The 20,037-nt window shown below is 40.0% G+C and carries 16 protein-coding genes and 1 pseudogene; 5 read left to right on the top strand and 12 right to left on the bottom strand.

Annotation, left to right across the window (positions count from 1 at the left end):
* Positions 1-359 precede the first annotated feature (359 nt).
* From cmr6 to COT43_06470, 7 genes are read right to left on the bottom strand one after another with little or no spacing between them, the layout of a single operon-like run.
* Positions 360-1,130, bottom strand: a complete 771-nt coding sequence (cmr6, locus tag COT43_06500; GenBank protein PIS28394.1) for a type III-B CRISPR module RAMP protein Cmr6 — start codon at positions 1,128-1,130, stop codon at positions 360-362.
* Positions 1,127-1,564, bottom strand: a complete 438-nt coding sequence (locus COT43_06495) for a hypothetical protein (GenBank protein PIS28393.1) — start codon at positions 1,562-1,564, stop codon at positions 1,127-1,129. Before COT43_06495 ends, cmr6 begins: the two co-directional genes overlap by 4 nt.
* Positions 1,561-2,499, bottom strand: coding sequence for a type III-B CRISPR module RAMP protein Cmr4 (gene cmr4, locus COT43_06490; protein ID PIS28392.1), 939 nt, complete (start codon positions 2,497-2,499; stop codon positions 1,561-1,563). Before cmr4 ends, COT43_06495 begins: the two co-directional genes overlap by 4 nt.
* Before the next feature lies 1 nt (position 2,500).
* The gene (locus COT43_06485; protein ID PIS28391.1) at positions 2,501-3,646 is read right to left on the bottom strand and encodes a hypothetical protein; all 1,146 of its coding nucleotides are present in this window, start codon (positions 3,644-3,646) and stop codon (positions 2,501-2,503) included.
* A complete protein-coding gene (cas10, locus tag COT43_06480) occupies positions 3,643-5,340 on the bottom strand; it encodes a type III-B CRISPR-associated protein Cas10/Cmr2 (protein PIS28390.1) in 1,698 nt (565 codons plus the stop codon). Before cas10 ends, COT43_06485 begins: the two co-directional genes overlap by 4 nt.
* A 2-nt stretch (positions 5,341-5,342) precedes the next feature.
* A complete protein-coding gene (locus tag COT43_06475; GenBank protein PIS28389.1) occupies positions 5,343-6,683 on the bottom strand; it encodes a hypothetical protein in 1,341 nt (446 codons plus the stop codon).
* A complete protein-coding gene (locus COT43_06470; GenBank protein PIS28388.1) occupies positions 6,683-9,259 on the bottom strand; it encodes a hypothetical protein in 2,577 nt (858 codons plus the stop codon). The genes COT43_06475 and COT43_06470 overlap by 1 nt, the downstream gene beginning before the upstream one ends.
* A gap of 625 nt (positions 9,260-9,884) precedes the next feature.
* Here COT43_06470 and COT43_06465 point away from each other — a divergent pair.
* On the top strand, positions 9,885-10,070 hold the full coding sequence (locus tag COT43_06465; protein ID PIS28387.1) for a hypothetical protein: 186 nt from the start codon (positions 9,885-9,887) through the stop codon (positions 10,068-10,070).
* 333 nt (positions 10,071-10,403) lie between these two features.
* On the opposite strand, the gene COT43_06460 is transcribed toward COT43_06465, so the two are convergent.
* Positions 10,404-10,943 carry a spore coat protein gene (locus COT43_06460; protein PIS28386.1) on the bottom strand — a complete coding sequence of 180 codons (540 nt, stop codon included), beginning with the start codon at positions 10,941-10,943 and terminating at the stop codon, positions 10,404-10,406.
* Between the two features lie 210 nt (positions 10,944-11,153).
* Here COT43_06460 and COT43_06455 point away from each other — a divergent pair, with 210 nt between their 5' ends.
* The 4 genes from COT43_06455 to COT43_06440 all read left to right on the top strand — a co-directional run bounded on the left by COT43_06455 (position 11,154) and on the right by COT43_06440 (position 14,604).
* The gene (locus COT43_06455) at positions 11,154-12,224 is read left to right on the top strand and encodes a hypothetical protein (protein PIS28385.1); all 1,071 of its coding nucleotides are present in this window, start codon (positions 11,154-11,156) and stop codon (positions 12,222-12,224) included.
* Positions 12,221-13,285 carry a hypothetical protein gene (locus COT43_06450; GenBank protein ID PIS28384.1) on the top strand — a complete coding sequence of 355 codons (1,065 nt, stop codon included), beginning with the start codon at positions 12,221-12,223 and terminating at the stop codon, positions 13,283-13,285. Before COT43_06455 ends, COT43_06450 begins: the two co-directional genes overlap by 4 nt.
* A gap of 6 nt (positions 13,286-13,291) precedes the next feature.
* On the top strand, positions 13,292-14,035 hold the full coding sequence (locus tag COT43_06445; protein ID PIS28383.1) for a protein-L-isoaspartate O-methyltransferase: 744 nt from the start codon (positions 13,292-13,294) through the stop codon (positions 14,033-14,035).
* A gap of 125 nt (positions 14,036-14,160) precedes the next feature.
* Complete coding sequence (locus COT43_06440) at positions 14,161-14,604, top strand: hypothetical protein (GenBank protein ID PIS28382.1); 444 nt, start codon at positions 14,161-14,163, stop codon at positions 14,602-14,604.
* A 6-nt stretch (positions 14,605-14,610) separates the two neighbouring features.
* Here COT43_06440 and COT43_06435 read toward each other — a convergent pair whose 3' ends face one another.
* From COT43_06435 to COT43_06420, 4 genes and pseudogenes are all read right to left on the bottom strand, one after another.
* Positions 14,611-15,177 carry a hypothetical protein gene (locus COT43_06435; GenBank protein ID PIS28381.1) on the bottom strand — a complete coding sequence of 189 codons (567 nt, stop codon included), beginning with the start codon at positions 15,175-15,177 and terminating at the stop codon, positions 14,611-14,613.
* A gap of 225 nt (positions 15,178-15,402) precedes the next feature.
* Positions 15,403-17,391, bottom strand: a complete 1,989-nt coding sequence (locus COT43_06430) for a DUF4954 domain-containing protein (GenBank protein PIS28380.1) — start codon at positions 17,389-17,391, stop codon at positions 15,403-15,405.
* 14 nt (positions 17,392-17,405) lie between these two features.
* Positions 17,406-18,215: a glucosamine-6-phosphate deaminase gene (locus COT43_06425; GenBank protein PIS28379.1), complete on the bottom strand. Its 810-nt coding sequence runs from the start codon at positions 18,213-18,215 to the stop codon at positions 17,406-17,408.
* Between the two features lie 46 nt (positions 18,216-18,261).
* Positions 18,262-20,037 (bottom strand): annotated as a pseudogene (locus COT43_06420) (acyl-CoA synthetase).

Below are 20,037 nucleotides of genomic sequence, written 5' to 3'. Positions count from 1 at the left end.
CTCGATTGGCTCTACGCCTCATTCTTTTATTACTTTCCGATCTTTCAGGTTTCAACCAATAACACGCTGACGCGTCTCGATTGGCTCTACGCCTCATTCTTTTATTACCGCCCGTCTGTAACCCACTCAGTTTCAGGGTCTTGCCAGGCCGTTTGCGAAGCAGGGCCATTTCTTGGTCTGCTAATGAACATTTCTCTCATTTGCGCCTCCTTATCTACTGATATAAATTGTTAATATTCAATTAGTCGCATACCGTGCGAGGCATAATTGCTTCATTCCAGAATGTTACCTGCTGTAAATCTGTCATTTACCTCATATTCGTTTCAATATCGTCAATTTGCCTCGCACATCTTTCATTTTTATCCGATGAACGCTCCGTAACCGACATTGCGTTTCGCGCCGATACCAAAGTCCAGCAGGATTTGTTTGAATATCTCCTTAATATTAGCCTTGCTTAAAACCATATCTCCGTTCAGGAAAAAATCATGAAGTTTGAATTGAAAAGTGAAGGTTACGCCGGGCGCGATCTTGAGGAAACGGTGCGGTTCCGGATTTTTAAAAATTCCCTTCGTGTGAGGTGTAATGTAATCATCAGCGAATATTTTCGTTCCGGTGGAAATGCCTGAAAGATAAGCATCATGGAAGACCTGATTCCGTTTGAAAAAGATTTCCTCCCAATTTGATAACAGATCCTTTGTTAGTTTATTTCCCCCAATTTCTAAAATGTATTTTTCCTTTTCATCCCTGATTTCTTTTTGATCTCCCGGTTTAGGAAAAACCGCTTTTAAAACACCCTTGACCGAAGAGCCCGGAATAACTGGCATACCGGTCGTGTGGTCGAAGAAGAAACCCAGTTGAAAGTCTTGCTTTTTCTCTTTATCCCTATCTTCATTCTCTTTCTTTCGGTAAACATGCGAATAGCCGGCCCCTATGATTAAACCTGGATATATCATCTTCAAAGAGAAGGTTTTCGTTCCCGGAATCCGGAAATAATCATCAAAATCGATTTCATGAAGTTTTGCTGATGAGGTGGTCATCCCGAGAAATTCACCGGTAGTTTTGTCATCAATCGATTGACCATAGTTCTCACTTCTTGCGATGTAAAAAATGTGAGAGGCATTGGTTGTCATGTTGTCTCCTCAATTTTGTTTTTAACTTCTTCCGGTTTTACCCGGTGAAATAATTTGAGAGCCATTTTACAGGCGATAATCGCTTCCAGAATCCGGTTGCGCCAGAAAAATTTATTCGTATCATTCATGGAATTAATTAAACCCTTAAGATTATCCCCAGGTTTTAAAACGTCTCCCTTTTTCAGTACGTTCTGGATAATAGACGCAATTTCCTTGCGGTCGGCTTGGCTGTCTTCTTCGGAGTAAAATGTAAGCGCACGTCTTAATCCCGACTGAATAATCGTTGGACCAAAGGAATCAACATATCCGAAATACCGGGATGGAATTCCGTTTCCCCATTCCTTCTCTTTTTTATCCGTTCGTTTACGAATTTGTAATTCCTGGATTTCTTTAATCGCTATTGGAATCCAGGCGTCGATGTTTTTCCGGTTCATGATTTCACCTCCGGAAAAGGCAGTTTATAAATCCGGCAATAGCCATAACCGATTGAGAAATTAGCGCCAATTTGAACGATTTTATCGACACAGATTTTTCTCTCCAGCCACTCTTTATTTTCATATTTCTCCGGAAACCCTAAAACGAACCACAACCGGGTTCTCCGCGGCAGGAATTCCTCGTACCACAGATTCTGACTGATGCCATTCTCATCCAAACTATTCCGGGCAATAACCGGCAGGCCGGTTTTGCAGATTTCCGTGAAATGTCCATTATTAAACAGAGCAAAATTGGATTTACCTATACCCGCATAAGATTTAAGGAAACTCTCAATTTTATCTTCGCTTGGTTGAAGATCCTTAATATAAAAATCTTCAATCTCCAAATTTGAAGCGACCGGATCGAATACCCGAAAATACGAATTGTCATTTCCAAAAGATGGCTTTTCGGTTGAGCCCAACTGAATGCCAAACGTTTCCATTTGCTCGGTATAATTATCTAAGACCGCCGGACAGGTGCAGTTGTAATAGACCTTTTGAGAAGCTCGCAAAGGCAGAGTCAATAGATGTGCATCGAAAAAGACGACCTTTCCCGGTTTGAGGGTACGTTTCTTTCTCGGTTCTTCCTTCGTTGAACTAGCTCCGGCAGTTTGGTTACTTTCATTTTGAGAATTGGTAGAATTTTCCGGTTTATCATCTGCATTAAGATCAAAAGCGCCGCCGAAAACATCAACAATATTGTTATTTTCAGTGACTTCATAATTTTTCTCGACATGATCTCTTAGCGAGCCTTTTAGACTCGAAGCAAAAATGATAGGAAAACCGGTGACAGGATCGCGCTGGATCTGATTGTCAACAATGCCGATTTGTTCTCCGCCGCTACCGACGTGCAGGTTGGTAATGGTTTCAATGAGATAAGCTTGATATGTGTACATATTAAAATCCTTTCTTCGCTTTTATTATAAAATTATATCCAATCTTCGTTGCCATTTTATAACCTTTCCATGTGAATGTTTTTTCCTTTTGAGGGTAAAAAACGGAACTTTGTGGAATGCCACAAAAAGAATCGGTTTGTAACTTTTTATATTCCAGAGAGCGGGTCGCTTCCAGTCCAGGTATTAGTGCGTGCTCCAATCCGACCGGTTCATTCTTCCCAAAAAGAGCCGAGATACAGACATGTTTAAAGTCATTGTCAGAAGGTACATCATGCGGTTCCAGCCCGAGAATGTGATTAATGACCGGATGCCCGGTATACTTTTGACTTTCCAGTTCGACAAATGATGTGATTCTCATGTGAAAAAGGGATTTATCGCCACCCAGGAAGACGTCGTCATTTTTCAAAGGACATCCTCCGTCAAAAGTGACAATCACGCCGAATGAATAGCCTTTGGCCAGGCGATAAGCGTGTTTTTCAAAAAATGCGCCCTCTTGAGTTTGCCGGTTCTCATCCCGGGCAATGCCTTGTTGAACAGCGTCTGTGAAGATATTGTCCGATTTACAACAGGGGTGATAGGGAATTTTTTCATGGCGGATGTATTTTTCCCAGAAATCCCGATCGCCAAGATAATCAGGCGGATCATTTTTCGGATTGCGGATTCGGGATATAATTACTTCCTTTTTTTCTGATTCTCTGATTAATGTATAATTAAGATAATCAAAACCAGTTATCAATTTATTACCCTCATCATCTTTTTCAACTGGATCATAGTGATAATCGATGTCTTGGGGAACCGGATACAGAAAATCGTCGGGGCAGAGATGACCGGAATCCTGACGTACGAGGAAGACTGGTGAGATTTGTTGAATGACTCCTAAGTTTAAATCTGATGAATCAAGGGAGACCGTTTCAACCGTTCCGGTATATTTGTGAATTTCCTGATTCACTAATGAAAAATCAGGATATTTTCCGTCTTTGTCAAGCCAGCCCTTCTGATTAAGTATAGTTTTCCGCAGGCAACCGACGATTGTGGTCTGGAGCGGAAACCGGCTCGATTCGGCATAATAACCTTCTCCGAACGATTTGAATGTACCGAAGAAAAAGGTACTGTATGGTTTGAATGTGATTAGATATTGCATTTTCATTCCTCCTCCTTACCGGCTAAGAATTTGATAAACCAAAGTTGATCCAGCACGTCTTTGACGGCTTTTTTTTGATCCGTAACTGGACTGCAGCGCATATCGAGTCCGAGTGCTAATTCAAACATTCTCTTGACATAATCAATTCCGGTATATCCAGATTTCAGTTGATCGCTGAAATTATTATCAAAGAAATTCGTCAACTGTTCCGTTGTTTCAATATGAATCAGTAGATTTTTGAACCTCAGCAGATTGTAATGGATCGAACCCATCAGATCCTCTTCAGAAAGTAATATAGCCTTTAATAATCCATTAAATTGTCCAAGCCGCTCGGGTTCCCTGAATGAAAAAATGACCTGCGCGTCATTTCCGGAATGTTTTTTCAGGTGAATGGCGAGTGTATCCCTTCCAACTTGATTTTTTGCGATACCGAACAACATTTCCCGGGATTTTTCAAGTGTTACAGCTAACGGATGCTTATAATAAGCGATACTAATACCGATGCTTAAACCGACGTCCTGACCTAACAACTCTTTGAATTTTGTATTCAGCGCCAGAGCAACATCAATAATCGTAGTGATTCTTTTATCTGAAGTATGGTAAGCAACCGGCAGAAATGCAAGGACGTCGTCACCACCGACGTAAATCGGCTCGCCGATATCCTTTACTGAACTTGAATAACTCGAGCATAGATCAAAATTGTCAACTCCGGATTGGAATAATTTTTTTGAAAATTCGTTAATATAGTTTCCCATTTCTGATGTTTGTAAGGATTCACTCTCTTTTTTCACCAGATTTCCAATTCCGTCTCCGTCAGCATTCAGAATAGCGATGTATTTGTGATATGGCTTAATTTCTTGGCACCTGATTTTCGTATTATTTTTAACAATTTCTATGAATTCTTTATCATTAAAATCAATCTCATCGTGTTTTTCCAGATATTTTTTCAAACTACCTCTATACCATCCATCTTCTGTTCTATATTCTTCTATAAGTTCAACTGCACTAATTTCACCGGTAGAAGGATAGCGATGCCGACCCGAGACTTTATTCTGAACATCAACAATTTCTAAAGCAAACAACTTCAAAAGGCACAGTGGACAAAGTTTCCATATTTTTTCCTTTTCGCCGTCCATGACTTCCGCCGTCGCAACTGAAGGCAACGTTTTGCACCGCTGACAAGTTTCTTCACTCTTCCCAAGCGTGAAATGTCGATGCTCTTCGGTTGCGTCTAAGTAATTCCAGAATTTTTCGATAGCATTGTCTTCTTGAATACCATCAGCCGGAAGGACAACGATATTGGTTTGGAGAAAGCCATTGAGAATCTTATCAACATCAGTTTTCGCAAAGAATTTTATTCCGTATTTCCCATCCAATCCTTTTATAAGGTCAACGAAGAATTTCCGCGTCTCGTCCCCGGCTTTTTCTATCAAATTCAACACTTCATCTGACGATTGCTCGGATGTTAGGACAAACCGGTCCGGGTAGAGTCCGGCTCTTCGGTCATTTTCTTTTTTTTCAATGAATGGAGTCAGAAAGTTAATCTTGTTATTCTTTTGTAATTCTCGTTCAAACTCTTCCATATACCAGGACAAAAAGTACGAGCCAAACCACATCTCGCGGGTCTTGCGGGCATGCTTTAAGACATCATTTATCGGGCCGATGGTGAAGCCGGCATAGGATAAAGTATTATCATTCATATTTAAACCTCTTTTCCATCCATCTCCATGACTTTGATATCTCTTATAAAATAGTTAGATGTGTCCTTATTTATTTCAGAAAATGCCCACTTAATAAAACCGCTTAGATCGAAATCAGGAATAGTCGGCATTGTCACTTTCCAAGTTACCTTTTTATCATCTTTATGATCCTGAATATTAAACTTCTCATTTCTGATATCAAATTCTTGATTATCTAATTTTTCTGTATAATATTCAGGTTTTAGAATTATGAATACCTTATAACCGCCATTGATCTTTATCGGCTTAAAAGTTATTGGCGAAACGGATCGCTCTATTTTCGGATTCTTGACGTAAAATATCGTATCATTATTAATATCAAAAAATCCTTCATCTTCTCTGTCCTTCCCCTTACTATCAACATAGTGGTAGGCCTTATCCATCCTTATGTGTGGCTTTTTATGAAATGTATACTCAGGTGTAAATCCTAAAAGGACTCTGAGAAATTTATAATTTCCATTTAGAGGATCTTTATCAATATCATCATATAAATGCTTTTTAATTAATCTCTTTTCCCATATTTTAGATGGAGTTTTAGTTTGATTAAAATATTTCCATAACAGTGATTTCAGGTATTTATTTGGTTGTGGATTTTTTTTATTTAAGTCTTCGTTTATTCCTCCTTTCAATGCATTATAGAAATAAAAAATTGACTTATATGGTTCTGATCTGTTGCTATTCGTTTTGAAGAAATAAAAATCTTTGTGGGTTCCCGTTAAAACACTGTTAATATTAAGATCAATTTTTCCATTTATTTTAGAATTATCCCAGTCTATTACGGGTTGTTCCCGTATAAAAAATGATCCAAAACCTTTATTCGCCCGTGTACCAAAATTTTCCAGAGCAAATATGAATGGTAAAGCATAATAAACCTTGGTCAGGATATTCAAATCAAAAGAGAAAAAAGTGACGACTACCGGATCTTGATAGGTGAGCATTTCTTTGATGTCGCCGAAATATTGGGAATGTTGCATAATTTGGTCATGAGTAGTTACTGGATTATCCTTAAACTCTCCAAATCCTTCATATTTATATTCACTGACATCTTTACCAACCAATCGTTTTGGGATGATACGTTCTATAATCGTCGATGGTTCTATAGATATTCGGTAAATACCATTACCTGGTGAAATTTGCCTGTCAATTTCCTTTCCAAAACCCTCTTTGTAATATTTGTCTATATCTTTAATATACTGTGTTAAATAGTGCTTGATCTCTGTTGCTCTGAGAGTTGCCCCACCTTGCTCATGCTGGAAATGAATAATCGGAGAGTGTTGAATTAATTTAATAGTTAGTTTGGCCATTACTTACTCCATTTTAATATCAAAGTAATGATATTTGGTAAAAATATCGTTAATACCATAATAATCAGCATGATTATTCCGAGTATCCGTATAAAACATTTTTTAAATGGATGGCATAAGGTTTTAACCAGGAATTTTTTATCGGTCACTTGTAAATCAGAATTTTGCTTAATTTCTCCGAGAAGATTTGAAGTATATCCAATTATAAACACCAACGATAGTCCAAATACGAGAATTGAGATAAGATTCATTGACAATATGCTGAGTCCGGTGTCATTATTGCTATAAAAATTATTCATAAAATACAAATTCATACCCCAGATACTGGCTAAGAGAGCCAGGGGAAGAAATACAGCATTGATTACAGTAAACACTCCTATTCCTTTTGAAGTCTCGCGCTCATTTGCCAAATCAACAAAGTTGAACAAATCATGTACTTTTTCTTTAAGATTCCTCAGATTGGATTCAATTTCCATTACTGTTAATCCTTTCTGATATATTTCAATGCCTTGCTCTTGAGGAGTAATTTCTTTTTGACACAGTGTATTAGTAAAACGTATAATTTGTTCATCACACGATCTTACTTTTTCAACGATATCGTTTAGGTCGGGTTTATCATCCTGATTTTGATGATTTTGATTTGATTTATTTATATAAGGTTTTATTTCTTTACTAATCTCTGCAGCATTATCAGAAAATTTAACGATTGATGTTCGCTGAATAAGCAACATAACAGCGATTTGATAGTAGATCCGCTCCATATGAACCCGCGCATAATTATATGCAAAAAGACTGCGATCTGTCAAACAAACCAAACTATAACGACTTATCCCAAACAATGTACTCCATTCCACCCACCGTGAATAAGTAGTATCTTCAATTAATTCGTGCATCATCTTTCGGTTAGCAATCCCAATATCGTTACCATCGATAAAAACATACTTATACCAGATATCACTATTTTCGTAATTAAAGCAATGCTCTTTGTCATTCCATTCTTGTAAAGAACTTATCAATTTGCTGTTACCATACCAACATATGACAAACATACGATCATCAATTACCGGTGATAACACATTTTGACGACAAAAACTGTCCCCAAGGGTTCTTGTTATATACTGGGCTACTTTAAGATGACGATGTTTAGTATTATCCAAACTGGCGTCATAAAAATCCTCTAACCCAAATGTTTGATCGGTAAAAATTTTACTCAATTTGAATTCAATACGATCCGGGAAAAAGGACATTTTAGGCGCATCAATTCCGTTGTTTATTCCTAAATATTGAGGATAAATCCTTCGACCGAAATCGTTGATTTTGAGTATATCATCAATATTTGAATAACAATAATTCAACAACTCTATGGTTAAGATTCCGACTTCGTCATCAAATAAACGCAGGGCAACATGATCTATTTCAAGATAATATCTTATAGGACCGTTTTTCGTTTTGATATGGATAACCATTTCAGAGTCACTATCGACGCTCTTTTCAAAATAAATTGAAGATTGCAATTCATTTTCGGAATAAGGATTCGGAAATAACACTTCTCTGATATAATCATGAAAGTAAACAAACTCGTTATAGTTAAGTTTAGTGTCAGTAATCCTGTAGATTTTCTCTTCCCACCCATCATTTTTTAAAAGATTATAATATTTATCTCGTAAAGTATCAACTTTTTTGCTTTGACCATCAACCTTACGATTTCGACTTTGATTTTTTTCCGTTTCATTTTTCTCAATTTTAAAAGGAAACATAAAAATGTGCTGAGAAATAATTGGTTTTTCGACCATTGCTTTAATTAAATCTGTTGATAAAGCTGGTTTAGCCCCAAAGTAGCCATACTCAGGAAGATTTCCACCAGACCAGAATTCAATGCTCCCATCACTTCTCTTCTGATGTTCATAATACTTCCTTAACCGTTTAATCATTTTGCCTGACCCAGAATATGTTAGTGTATTTGGTGGACTGATAATAAAGATGTCAGTAAATTTCCCTTCGTATTCAATCCAGAGTCGGTCATTCACGCAGGAAGTCTTATCGGTTAAACTTGTGATTAGAATTGTAGATTTATCATCACCAAGAACTTCAGATTGTTCGCGGATGGATTGTTCAGATAACTGTTCGTCTTTTTCAGTCGCACCTTGGCACTTTCTATCATAAGCGCGGATTTTTTCTATTTCTATATTAGTCGCCCCCATTTCCTTCATTGCAGGTATGTAGCCTCTGTCATTCGCGCTAATAAGTTGTTGCCCGCGGTCTAGTTTGATTCCGAGTAAGTTTGCTACTTGTTCAATAGAGGTTTCTTTATCAATCCCCGCTTGTTCTCCATGGTGATCAATGACGAGTGCGTTTTCTGGTTTTGAAATATCGATATTCAGTTCAACTAATATTGGAACTTGTTCTGATTTCAATTGCTTTATTTCTTCTGAATAATCAGAAAGTTTTGCCCCCCAAGTAAGATTTTTATCGTATTGGAGTATCCATTTACTAGTAAGAATTCCCCGTATGGTATCCATTTCTGCGTCGTGGCCACCAAGAAAGAATACTAATTTTGACGAATCAATTTTGTCCATTTGTACCTCTTATTGATATGAGTCCATTTAAACTTTCATTGCATATGTACTTATTATCGTTTCCGTCTTCTTTCCCTATACTTTACGGGGTTTCCCGCACCCTTGGTTGGTTTCGTGCATTTCGTGGTCAAGTTTCCTCCAACCTCGGGGCACGGCTCCGCTCCGTCAGTCACATGTCACAACGGAGCAGTTCAGAAATATTTCATCAAAACCTGTGAAATAACAGGCAATAAAATTCCCGCCTATTACTTCTAAAAGTAACCTAATATGTCTTCCCGAAGGAGAAACGTCTAAAGCTGTCGATTTAAAAGAACGCTTTGAATTTTAGTTCGCCGTACCAGTCATTTGTCCCGAAGCATCGGGATCCATTTCTTGAAATCAATCCTTTTTCAAACAACGCTTGTTTCCGGGATAAAGTATCGGTGCAATGACTATCCGCGGATGATCCCTATTTAAAATAGCGAAATAAGTGTACAATTAATTTTAGAATTAGTCAACAAATATTTCTCCGTAAAATGGATCCCCTTTGCCGGTGGGAAGATTTTTCATCCGATTGGTATTCAGTTTAAAATAGATAATCAGTTATTGAAGTAGTTTTTACCGTAATAGTAATCTGGATTGTGTTTTGTTTTTGATGGATGAAAACGAGGCAATTTTGCCTATTTCTCTTCTCCCGGACAATTCTAAGCATTCACCCGCAATGCCAAAGAACGGAAAAGCGATTCGCTTGTCAAAATCCTTTCGGAGAGTCTCAAAATCAAGTGCGGGATTATTTTACCGACAGATTTCGCTAAATGCAAATATTATTTAAACACAGAGGCACGAACAAAAGTAAAGACGAAGGAAATATCTAAATAGAGTACGAATCATTCTCCAAGACTGCCATTCTGATCCGCAAAAACCTAAAAACCAATTCCAGACTTTAGAGCCCACAACAACTTTTCACCACAGGCGAACTCGCTGTTCAAATTATTCCGTCTTTTTTCCCCTCCGAGACGAGTAGGTTAACACAGATAAAAACGGGTTAGGAAATATTTAAAATATTAGTGCCTATTTGTGTTCATTCCCTACAATTTGCGGGGTTCCGTAGTTCAAATTGCTTCGCCTTTTCCTCCGCCGCGGCAGAGTAGAAGCGTTTTTTGGACTATCCTTTTTGCACTTCCCAGATTTCCGCGCCGAAGTGATCCCACGGCAGGCGATATTCATCGCACTTTCTCGGGTCATCGGTAAAATTCTTATCCATGAAGTAAAAAATTCGGGATGCTTTCCCGGAAATATTACGGCAACCGTGCGCAACGCCCGACGGAATCATCACGAGTTTCGAATTTCCATCGCCTAAAATGATCTTCATTATTATGTCCTTTGTCGCGGAGTCTTCTCGCAAATCAGCAAGTATTAGCATGACTTTGTCGCTGGGCGGAACGTACCAAACATCTATCTGCTGAAAATGAACATGAAAAGCCTTAATTACGCCCGGTTCCACTTCGCTGTAATTGATCTGAACAATTTTTACTTCAGGCAAATCATTCAGCGCCCCATTTGTCAGACAAGCAATTTCAGTAAATGAACCGCCGTCATCATTAAACCGCCGCAGTTGAACGATTTTCACTCCGTCGATTGTCGGTTTTTTGGAATAGTCTTGGAGTTTTAATGTACTCTGTATCGTTTTGCTAATCTTCATCATTCGCCTTCATTTAATTTTTCCATCCTTGCGAAATTACGCTACTGAAAAATAAAAGACAACACTTAAGCGATCAGATTTTCTTGGCAGAATATTGCACGCTTTCTTGACATTCCTATCGATTGCTGGTAAATTAAATTTGTTTTTTGTGATATGTATAATTGAAATAAGGATTGAATACCGGAATTCCAGACAATAGGAATCAACTTATTTATGAAAATTCTTGATCGAACGCTCAATTTTCCTAATTCTCATTATAAAATCCACTACACGATTCAGGTTGAGAAGGATAAAATCGTCAGTTTCTCAGCCACCACCGATTTGGATAATCCGTACTTGAAACCGACCGCAGAGAATTTTGACGAATCAAACGACTATTTCTCTCGTCACATTTTTTCCTCTTTTGACAGACATTTCTCCCGCATTCTCGCCATTGAGAAAGCCAATCACACCCAACCGCCGTTTGTTGAAGACTTGTCTCGAGTCATGGTCATGGAATTTCAGCGGATCGTTGCACATCTGTATTTCTTTGCCACACTTGCATATAATGTCGGCATTCCGCATCTGTATCGCGCTACTTTTCGCGATATCGATGCCTTGTACGATTTATTCAAATTATTTGACACCAAACCATTGTCCGATTTCATCCAAGTCGGAGGAATTCGGCATGATCTTCCAACACGTGCTATCGAAGCGATTAACGTTTTTATCCGACAATTTTCCCTTAAAATCCAATACTATGAGCACGTACTGAACACCGATCCGATTTTCATCCATCGAAGCGCTAAGGTGGGAACGATTTCTCCCGAACAGGCAAGAATGTTTGATCTTTCGGGTGCAAATTTGAGAGCCAGCGGAATATCAAACGATGCCAGAAAAACAATTCCGTATTCAATATATCAGTCACTCGACTTCAATGTTCCGACCGGCAAAGGTTTGAAAGGTTCGGTGGGTGATTCATGGGATCGCTGTTACGTCCGCCTGAAGGAAATCCACGAAAGTTGTCGGATTATTTCGCAAGCACTGATACAAATCTCGCGCGATCAATCCCATGCCACAGAAAAATCAGATATTCAATATGCAAATTCCCCAGTCGAGGTCACGGTTGAATCTCCCAGCGGCGAGTTGTTCTGTCAAATCAATGCAGACGGTTTCGTTACTTACAAGCCGCCGCACCTGAAAATCTCAGTAATTAACGATATTATTACCGGTCAGTCTATTTCCGATATCGACATGATCCTCGCCAGCCTGAGTATTTTCACAGATGGAGAATCTGTCCTATGATTACTTCGACTTTTCAATATTACCAAACGATTTCATGGTTGTCTTGGGTTCCTGACATTATTTTGATGATTGTCGCCTTTTCCCAGTATGCCATCCCGCTTTTTCTTCTCGCTATCGCTTTGTTTCTTATATCCTACTATTTTGAAAAACGTCTGTTTGGTGAGATTACGCTAAAAATCTTTTCGCCGGAAAAAACCAAAAATGGCGTTATCCAGCAAATCATTGACAGTATAAAATCCTTTTTCGGATCGCAATTTCTGATAACGACGAAAAAAGATCGGAAAGTTGCCGTCGCTTCGGCAATACTTTTTACACTCAATTTCGTACCATTTCTGATAATTCCTTTCAGCGGAAAAATCTTCGGGATTTCTTCGGGTATCAATCTCTACATCATTCTCTTTATCTTGTTTATCGACGCAATGGCTTTCTTCGTCATCGAAAAACAAGACAGACGGATTGATCCCGTCTATTATTCAACAAAAACCGGATTCCAGTTTCTTATCTCATGCATCATTCTCTTTTTGTCGACGTTAACAGTGCTTCCACTCGTCGGCAAAACAAATTTTATGGCCATTGTGGAATCTCAGTCGGTATTCACGGAAGGCGCATTTCCGGCATGGACCATGTTCCGATCGCTATTTGCGTTCATCGGTTTCTTCTGTTACTTTATTACAACTGTCATCGTGATACAAATCCTTCAAAAAAATAGCGGGTTGGATTCATTCCCTGAAAAAAACTCCGTTTTACCACTTCAATATCAGTTAATCATCGCTTCCAAGACAACCGCATTGTTTTCCATTTTCATTATCGGCGTTATCTTTTTTCTCGGCGGATGGCTTTCTCCTTTTCAGGATATGTATGTGATGAATTCAAACGGTTGGGAAGTGTTCTGGTTAATTGCAAAAATCGCGCTGATCTATTTCATAATCCTTCTATTTCGGTATAATTTTGTGAATTTATCCTTCAAACAAATGGAACATATAAATTTCGACGTCCTCCTCCCGCTCGCCTTCTTTTCAGCGCTTGGAACAATTGTCTGGACAGTGATTCAAAAACTCTGATCTCCAATGACATTTCATAATCTCAAGATAAGAATCAGACCGAATTTTAAAGTTCTGATCTTATTCGTCCTGTTCCTGCAATCCTGCCAACAGTCAAAAACCAACGCCGAAGATTTTACTTCTAAACGGGAAGCAATGGTCACAAATCAGATCACCCATCGCGGCATCAGCGACCCAAAAGTCATTCGCGCGATGAGAAAAGTTGAACGCCACCTGTTTGTGCCGGAAAAATACTGGTTTGAAGCCTACGAAGATTATCCCCTTCCGATCGGTTTCGGACAGACTATTTCACAACCTTATATCGTCGCATTGATGACCGAATCTTTAGAATTAAAAGGAAGCGAAAAAATCTTAGAAATCGGAACAGGATCCGGTTATCAGGCGGCAATTCTCGCGGAGATTTGCGATAGCGTCTTTACGATTGAAATTGTTGCCGAACTCGGTTATAATGCCGAAATGGCGCTAAAGCGACTCGGTTATAGAAATATTCAGGTGAAAATCGGCGACGGATATCAAGGATGTAAAGAACACGCTCCCTTTGACGCTATTATCGTAACTTGCGCGCCGACACACATTCCACCCGAACTCGTCCGGCAGATGAAAGTAAATGGAAAAATGATTATTCCAGTTGGTGAATCAGGGACACAGGAACTCGTTCTATTAATAAAAACCAGAAGTGGATTAAATGCGAAATCCGTTATTCCCGTACGTTTCGTTCCGATGATGCGTCAGAATGGAAAAGCATACTGAATTGGAGATTGAAATAATTAGACCTGTCCGCCTCTGGCGGATCAAAAGAAAGTTTTTGAATTATTTAAAGAATGCTTTTATTTTGAATCGTTTCCAGTTGAAAAAAGTTGAAATAGGAAAAGAAAATGGTCGAACAATATGAATATTTCATCAAAACTTTGCAAGAAAAGATCGAAAACTGGCTCAAAACCGAAATCGGAGAAACCAACCGATGGGCTGAATATATCAGAAAAACCCCAGACATTTTTCGCGTACTGGTAAAGTTGTCGGCTGACGATGAAGTACCCATCGCAGAAAAAGCCAAAATCACTACCGCGATCACCTATTTTGTTTCACCAATGGATTTGATCCCCGAAACGTTTTGGGGCGCTTTTGGATTTGTGGACGACCTTGCTTTAGCCGCCTACGTGCTCGATTCCGTTTCATCCGTTATTGACCCAAAAATTTACGAGAAATACTGGAAAGGTTCGGGCATGCTGACGGATGCCGTTCAGGAAATCCTTCAGATCGCTGAAAAAATGGTTGGTAAGGAATACTGGCAAAAATTAAAATCGCTCATCAAAGATTAACCGCGGTCAGATTTGCTCGTAAAACTCATGAATCTCCGGAATGATTTCCGTAAAATTTGTGAGTGTATGTCCGCCGAATTTTAGGATTTTCATCATACAACCAGACGATTGAAAGAATCGTTCCGCTTTTCGGTAATCAAGCACTTGATCATCCTCAGCAAGATAAACCGACAAAGCGCCATGAGTCTGTACGAGTGATTCTGAGGAAATTCTTCCCAACTGTCGGAGATATTCTGCCTTCCATTCAAAGGATTCATCATTGTTAAAATAACGATGCATTCCAACGGCATTTTTCATATCGCTGACCGGATCGATCGTTGGATTTAACAGTACGGCGGGAATATTGCGCCTCGAGTAAAAATGATACGCGTAAAATCCTCCCAGACTGCTACCGACCAAGAGTACTTTTTTACCTTTGTGATTTTGAATAATGGAATCTATTAGCGCGATGACTTTTAGTGGTTCAATCGGCAGATCCGGCGAGAGTATTTCGATTTCAGGCAGATGTTTTTTCAGCAACTGTGCTTTTACCGCATTTCCTGAACTTGCAAAACCATGTAAATAGCAAATCATTCAACCTCCGATAACTGTCAGAAAATACTCTGGCGCCGGGAAAAATTCAGATCCATTATTCCAAAACAAATAATTGCCTTCTTGGCTTTAATATCAATTTCTCGGCCACTTTTTTAGAGTTTCCACGACTTGACCGAATGAACCACGATATTCTGACAAAATGCTAACTTTTATCCTAATTTTATCTCCGCACTCTCAGCGACCTGAATCCCGCCATCGGCGGTTTCAGCGGTTATCTTTTCTCACTCTTGCAATGAGTTTATCAGATAGAAGCGTCACGTTTTCCGATTCCTGCCTGATGTTACGGACAAATGAATTGTCATCAAATGTTCCTCTTACCGCATCAAAATCTAACTGTCGGATTTCAGGGCCGCCATCCAGTCCATAACCGATATGACTATCTAAGTCGAATTCTTTTTCGGTGTCTTTCAGAATCATATTGTTCAGTTTCAGCCGACTTTCTTTCCAATCGGTAATAATCTGCGCGATTTGATCCGGTAAAATCTGCGAGATTTCAACACCTAAACGTTGTTCAAGTTTACTCAAGAACCAATCTCCAGCGGTTTTTTCATATTCCTGATGAATTTCTTGCAACCGTTTCAGTACAGATTCGACGGAAGAAATCTTGCCGGTGCGAATTTCATCCATGAATTTCAGAATCGAAGTATCCGTGGCAATCATGCCAGAAATATCGCGCCATGATTCATTTTTAATATCGTCATCGAAAGCCAATGCTTTGTGCATTTCATCAATGGTCATAGTTCCCGGAAGTTTTTCCAAACGTCGTACGATTTCTCCGTAAAACGCATTTTTCAATGCTATTTCGTAATATTGAGTATAACCTTTGATCAGCAGACGTTTGATCTGTAATCCTTTATAACTGACGGTTTCTTGTGTTTTTTGAGCTGACTCACGGAGATTTGATAGAACATCAACAGCGTTTAGGATTTTTTCAATGATGAACGGACTTAGAAAATCGAATCGTATTAAGTCCATTTTGTTCGGATCTTTCCGGCGATCTCTCTTTAGCCATTTTTCGGCATCACGTCGGGTTCCTACCGTGAAGAAATTTATTGCCGGTATTAAAAGGCTTCTCCCTTTTTCTTCTATAATATAAGAAAAAGGAAAATCACCGGCGTCGATATTAGAAAAATGTTTACCGATTACCACAGAGTATGCGCCGATCTTAGAAGGCCAAAGAAGATAAGAGAACGAACCTGTTTTTGAACCGCGTTCGAGAATTCCCTGATGAAGCGGGCCAAGTTTGTACATGTGATTACTTTGATTAGTTCCGCTTCCGGCGTTGAAAAATGAAAACATTCCGGCAATCAAAAGTGTCGATTTGTGATGCGTCACCGTGTAAGGACCTGCAAAAACCGAACAGGCTTCTCCGTGAAAGGCTTCACAATTCGCAAAGAAAACAGAGTTCTCTGCCGAATATTGCTTACCAATTTTGACGCCTTGTCCAACAAAACAACGGTCTAAAATCGCGCCTCCATCCACATGAGAACCCGAGAGCGTGATAAAATGCTTGGCAACGACGCCTTCACCAACAATCGCTGGATCGGCAAAACATCCCTGAATCGTCCCGTCCTCTAAAAATGTCGCGCCGATTGCGACTGAATATTGCCCAAACCGAACATTCCGAATGATCTGACAATGCCGGATGCGAACGCCGTTTTCAACAATCCCAACCTTACTTTTTCTTGTCTGAATATATTCATGGATTATCTCTTCGAGCGCTTTGATGAACTCGCTGTCGTTCCTGTAAGTCGCCAATAAATAGGCAATTTGCGAGGTCATGCGGTCGAAAATGGGAATCGTTCTGCCGCCTCCTTCATTGATCGTTTCGACTTGCGTTCCATTTCCAAAAGTCGTTTCTCCGATATTGATTATCTCGGCGACGTTTTCGATAATTACGTCATTCCCGATTTGCTGATTTACGAGACTTTTAACGGATGAAATAAAAACGTGATCGCTGATCTGGCAATCCTTGACGAATGAATCGTAAATACCGCAAGTGCGGAAAACGTTTTTTTCAGACTCAATCGTTCCATCTTGTTTGCCAATACTAACCGTTCCCGAAAATCGCACATTGCGAAATCTTTCCGTAATGAGTGGTTCTGCTATCGTCACAGAATTCCAATTATCAGCAGAACAACCGTTGGCAATGAGAAGATCGATCTCGCCTTTGATTAATGGCCTGACTTTCATCGTTCCCCCGAATTCTACAGTTCAGGTAAATGTGTGAGCGTGTGATGTTCGATGTCTTTGAAATATTTCACGGTGCCAACTTTTAGTTCCATCGTTGATTCGTCATCGCAGACGATGATCCCATGCTGATGAAGTTGCAACATCGAGACCGTCCACATGTGATTGACACCTCCTTCGACAACATTCTGAAGCGCACGCGCTTTTTTATAGCCGTTAATGATGATCAATACTTCGCGAGCATCCATGACCGTTCCGACACCGACAGTCAAGGCGGTTTTCGGAACCTTGTTCAGATCGTTTTCAAAGAAACGTGAATTGGCTACAATCGTATCAAATGTCAGCGTTTTCACTCGCGTGCGAGAAGAGAGTGACGAGCCCGGCTCGTTGAATGCGATATGTCCGTCGGGACCAATTCCACCGATAAACAGGTCGATTCCCCCAAACTTTTTAATCTTTTCTTCAAAGGAGTAACATTCCTCGTCCAGATCAGCCGCATTACCGTTAAGAATGTTCACATTTTTTGCCTGAATGTCGACATGTTTAAACAGATTATTCCACATAAAATAATGATAACTTTCTGGATGATCTTCTGATAATCCAACATATTCATCCATGTTAAATGTCACGACATTTTTAAACGACACTTTTCCGGCTTTATAAAGAGCAACCAATTCCCGGTAAGTTCCGAGCGGTGAAGAACCGGTCGGTAATCCGATTACAAACGGTTTTTCAGCGGACGCATTTGCCGCTTTGATATGGTCAGCAACAAAAAAAGCGACCCATTTGCTGAGTTTCTCATAGTTTTCATGAATTAAAATCCTCATAATTCTGCTCCTTATTTTTTAGTATGAATCCTCTAATAATTTTTTACTACAACATGATTTTTGCGTCGGCGATGAATACGCCTTTGCCTTCGTCAAGAACGATCAACGGATTGATATCAAGTTCACGAATTTGAGGACAATCGATAACCAATTGCGACAACCGACGAATACATTGAACGATTCCTTTAATATCTTTTGGATTTCCGCCGCGCACCCCGGACAATAACGGATAACCTTTGATGCTTTCGATCATGGATTTCGCCGTCGATTCGTCGATTGGGGGAATTCGGAATGCGACATCCTTGAATACTTTAACAAAAATCCCGCCCAGACCACAAACATAACCACACTTCCGAACGAGGCGTCTCGTTTAGCGCCGAGAATAACCTCCTCGCCGGTCGGAATCATTTTTCGAACCAAAATACCGTCAATTTTGATGAATGGTAACTTTTGTCGGACGTCTCGTAAGATTTTTTCATAAGCGTTTAGCGCTTCTTGCTCGGATTGAATATTCAGCACGACGCCGCCGATGTCAAATTTATGGACAACATCTTTCGACATCACTTTCATCACAGACGGAAATCCGAGTCGAACCGCCAGCGACGCGGCTTCGCCAGCCGATTGCGCTAAAGCGCTTTCTACAACAGGCAACCCGTAAATATTTAGTATTTGTGTCGCTTCATCTTCGGTTAAATATTTTTGCCCAGTGCCGATGGCTGAATCCAAAATTCGGTTCGCACGTTCGCGCGCCGTTCTCTCCAGATCGATCGGCTCGAATGCTCGATGATTGGCAATTTGACTGAAATTGTAAACGGTCGAAAATGCAACCGCCATGGATTCCGGTAAAAAGTATTGCGGAATTTTATTTCGCTGAAGAACATCAACGCCGACTGAAACATCCGCTTCGCCCATGAACGATGTGAAAACCGGTTTATCGTAATGGCTTGAAACTTTGGCAACTTCACGAGCGATCAAATCAATATCTGTCATAGATTGCGGCGTCAAAATCACAAAAACGCCATCAACATTATCATCTTTAAATGCCGCTGACATGGCAATGTTATACCGATCGGCACGTGCGTCGCCAATGATATCGACGGGATTGTGCGTATTGGCGGTTTTCGGCAAATTTTTCTTCAAAATCGCCGTCGTCTCATCCGAAAATTTCGCCAGTTGCAATCCTTGTTTTACAACTGCATCTGTTGTCAGCACACCGGGTCCTCCCGCATTGGTAATGATCACAACGCGATTATTTTTTGGAATTGGCTGATAAGCAAATGCAATGGCTTTATTGAACATTTCCTCGATATTATCACACCGGATGATTCCCGCCTGCCGGAAAGCCGCGTCGCAGATTTCGTCGCTACCGGCTAAAGAGCCCGTGTGAGAAGCCGCGGCAGAAGCGCCCGCCGATGTTCGTCCCGCTTTGAGAACCAAGATCGGTTTGTGGCTTTCCGCAATGATTTCTCTGGCGGCTTTCATGAGCGCCAAACCATCGGTAACTTCTTCAAGATATATGAGAATGACTTTTGTCTTGGGATCGTCTTTAAGATAATAAAGCAGATCAATTTCACTGATGTCCGCTTTATTGCCGAAACTGATGAATTTTGAAAAACCGATATGTTTGGCGTAAGCGTAGTCCAAAACGGCGGTACAGAGCGCGCCGCTTTGAGAAAGGAATGCGATGCTTCCTTCATCCGGCATTCTTCGCGCAAACGACGCATTGATTTTCGATCGCGGATCAGTGTTGATCACGCCGAGATAATTCGGACCTATGAACGACATATCGTATCGAACAGCAATCTCTTTCAACTGATTTTCG

The organism is Candidatus Marinimicrobia bacterium CG08_land_8_20_14_0_20_45_22, from assembly GCA_002774355.1.
Taxonomy (GTDB): Bacteria; Fidelibacterota; UBA2242; order UBA2242; family UBA2242; genus 0-14-0-20-45-22.
The sequence above is the reverse complement of the archived record's forward strand: the minus strand, read 5'-3'. Positions and strand labels throughout refer to the sequence as shown.

Coding starts and splice junctions, on each gene's coding strand:
- cmr6 (PIS28394.1), bottom strand. CDS start 1,130: ATGACAACCAATGCCTCTCACATTTTTTACATCGCAAGAAGTGAGAAC.
- COT43_06495 (PIS28393.1), bottom strand. CDS start 1,564: ATGAACCGGAAAAACATCGACGCCTGGATTCCAATAGCGATTAAAGAA.
- cmr4 (PIS28392.1), bottom strand. CDS start 2,499: ATGTACACATATCAAGCTTATCTCATTGAAACCATTACCAACCTGCAC.
- COT43_06485 (PIS28391.1), bottom strand. CDS start 3,646: ATGAAAATGCAATATCTAATCACATTCAAACCATACAGTACCTTTTTC.
- cas10 (PIS28390.1), bottom strand. CDS start 5,340: ATGAATGATAATACTTTATCCTATGCCGGCTTCACCATCGGCCCGATA.
- COT43_06475 (PIS28389.1), bottom strand. CDS start 6,683: ATGGCCAAACTAACTATTAAATTAATTCAACACTCTCCGATTATTCAT.
- COT43_06470 (PIS28388.1), bottom strand. CDS start 9,259: ATGGACAAAATTGATTCGTCAAAATTAGTATTCTTTCTTGGTGGCCAC.
- COT43_06460 (PIS28386.1), bottom strand. CDS start 10,943: ATGATGAAGATTAGCAAAACGATACAGAGTACATTAAAACTCCAAGAC.
- COT43_06455 (PIS28385.1), top strand. CDS start 11,154: ATGAAAATTCTTGATCGAACGCTCAATTTTCCTAATTCTCATTATAAA.
- COT43_06450 (PIS28384.1), top strand. CDS start 12,221: ATGATTACTTCGACTTTTCAATATTACCAAACGATTTCATGGTTGTCT.
- COT43_06445 (PIS28383.1), top strand. CDS start 13,292: ATGACATTTCATAATCTCAAGATAAGAATCAGACCGAATTTTAAAGTT.
- COT43_06440 (PIS28382.1), top strand. CDS start 14,161: ATGGTCGAACAATATGAATATTTCATCAAAACTTTGCAAGAAAAGATC.
- COT43_06435 (PIS28381.1), bottom strand. CDS start 15,177: ATGATTTGCTATTTACATGGTTTTGCAAGTTCAGGAAATGCGGTAAAA.
- COT43_06430 (PIS28380.1), bottom strand. CDS start 17,391: ATGAAAGTCAGGCCATTAATCAAAGGCGAGATCGATCTTCTCATTGCC.
- COT43_06425 (PIS28379.1), bottom strand. CDS start 18,215: ATGAGGATTTTAATTCATGAAAACTATGAGAAACTCAGCAAATGGGTC.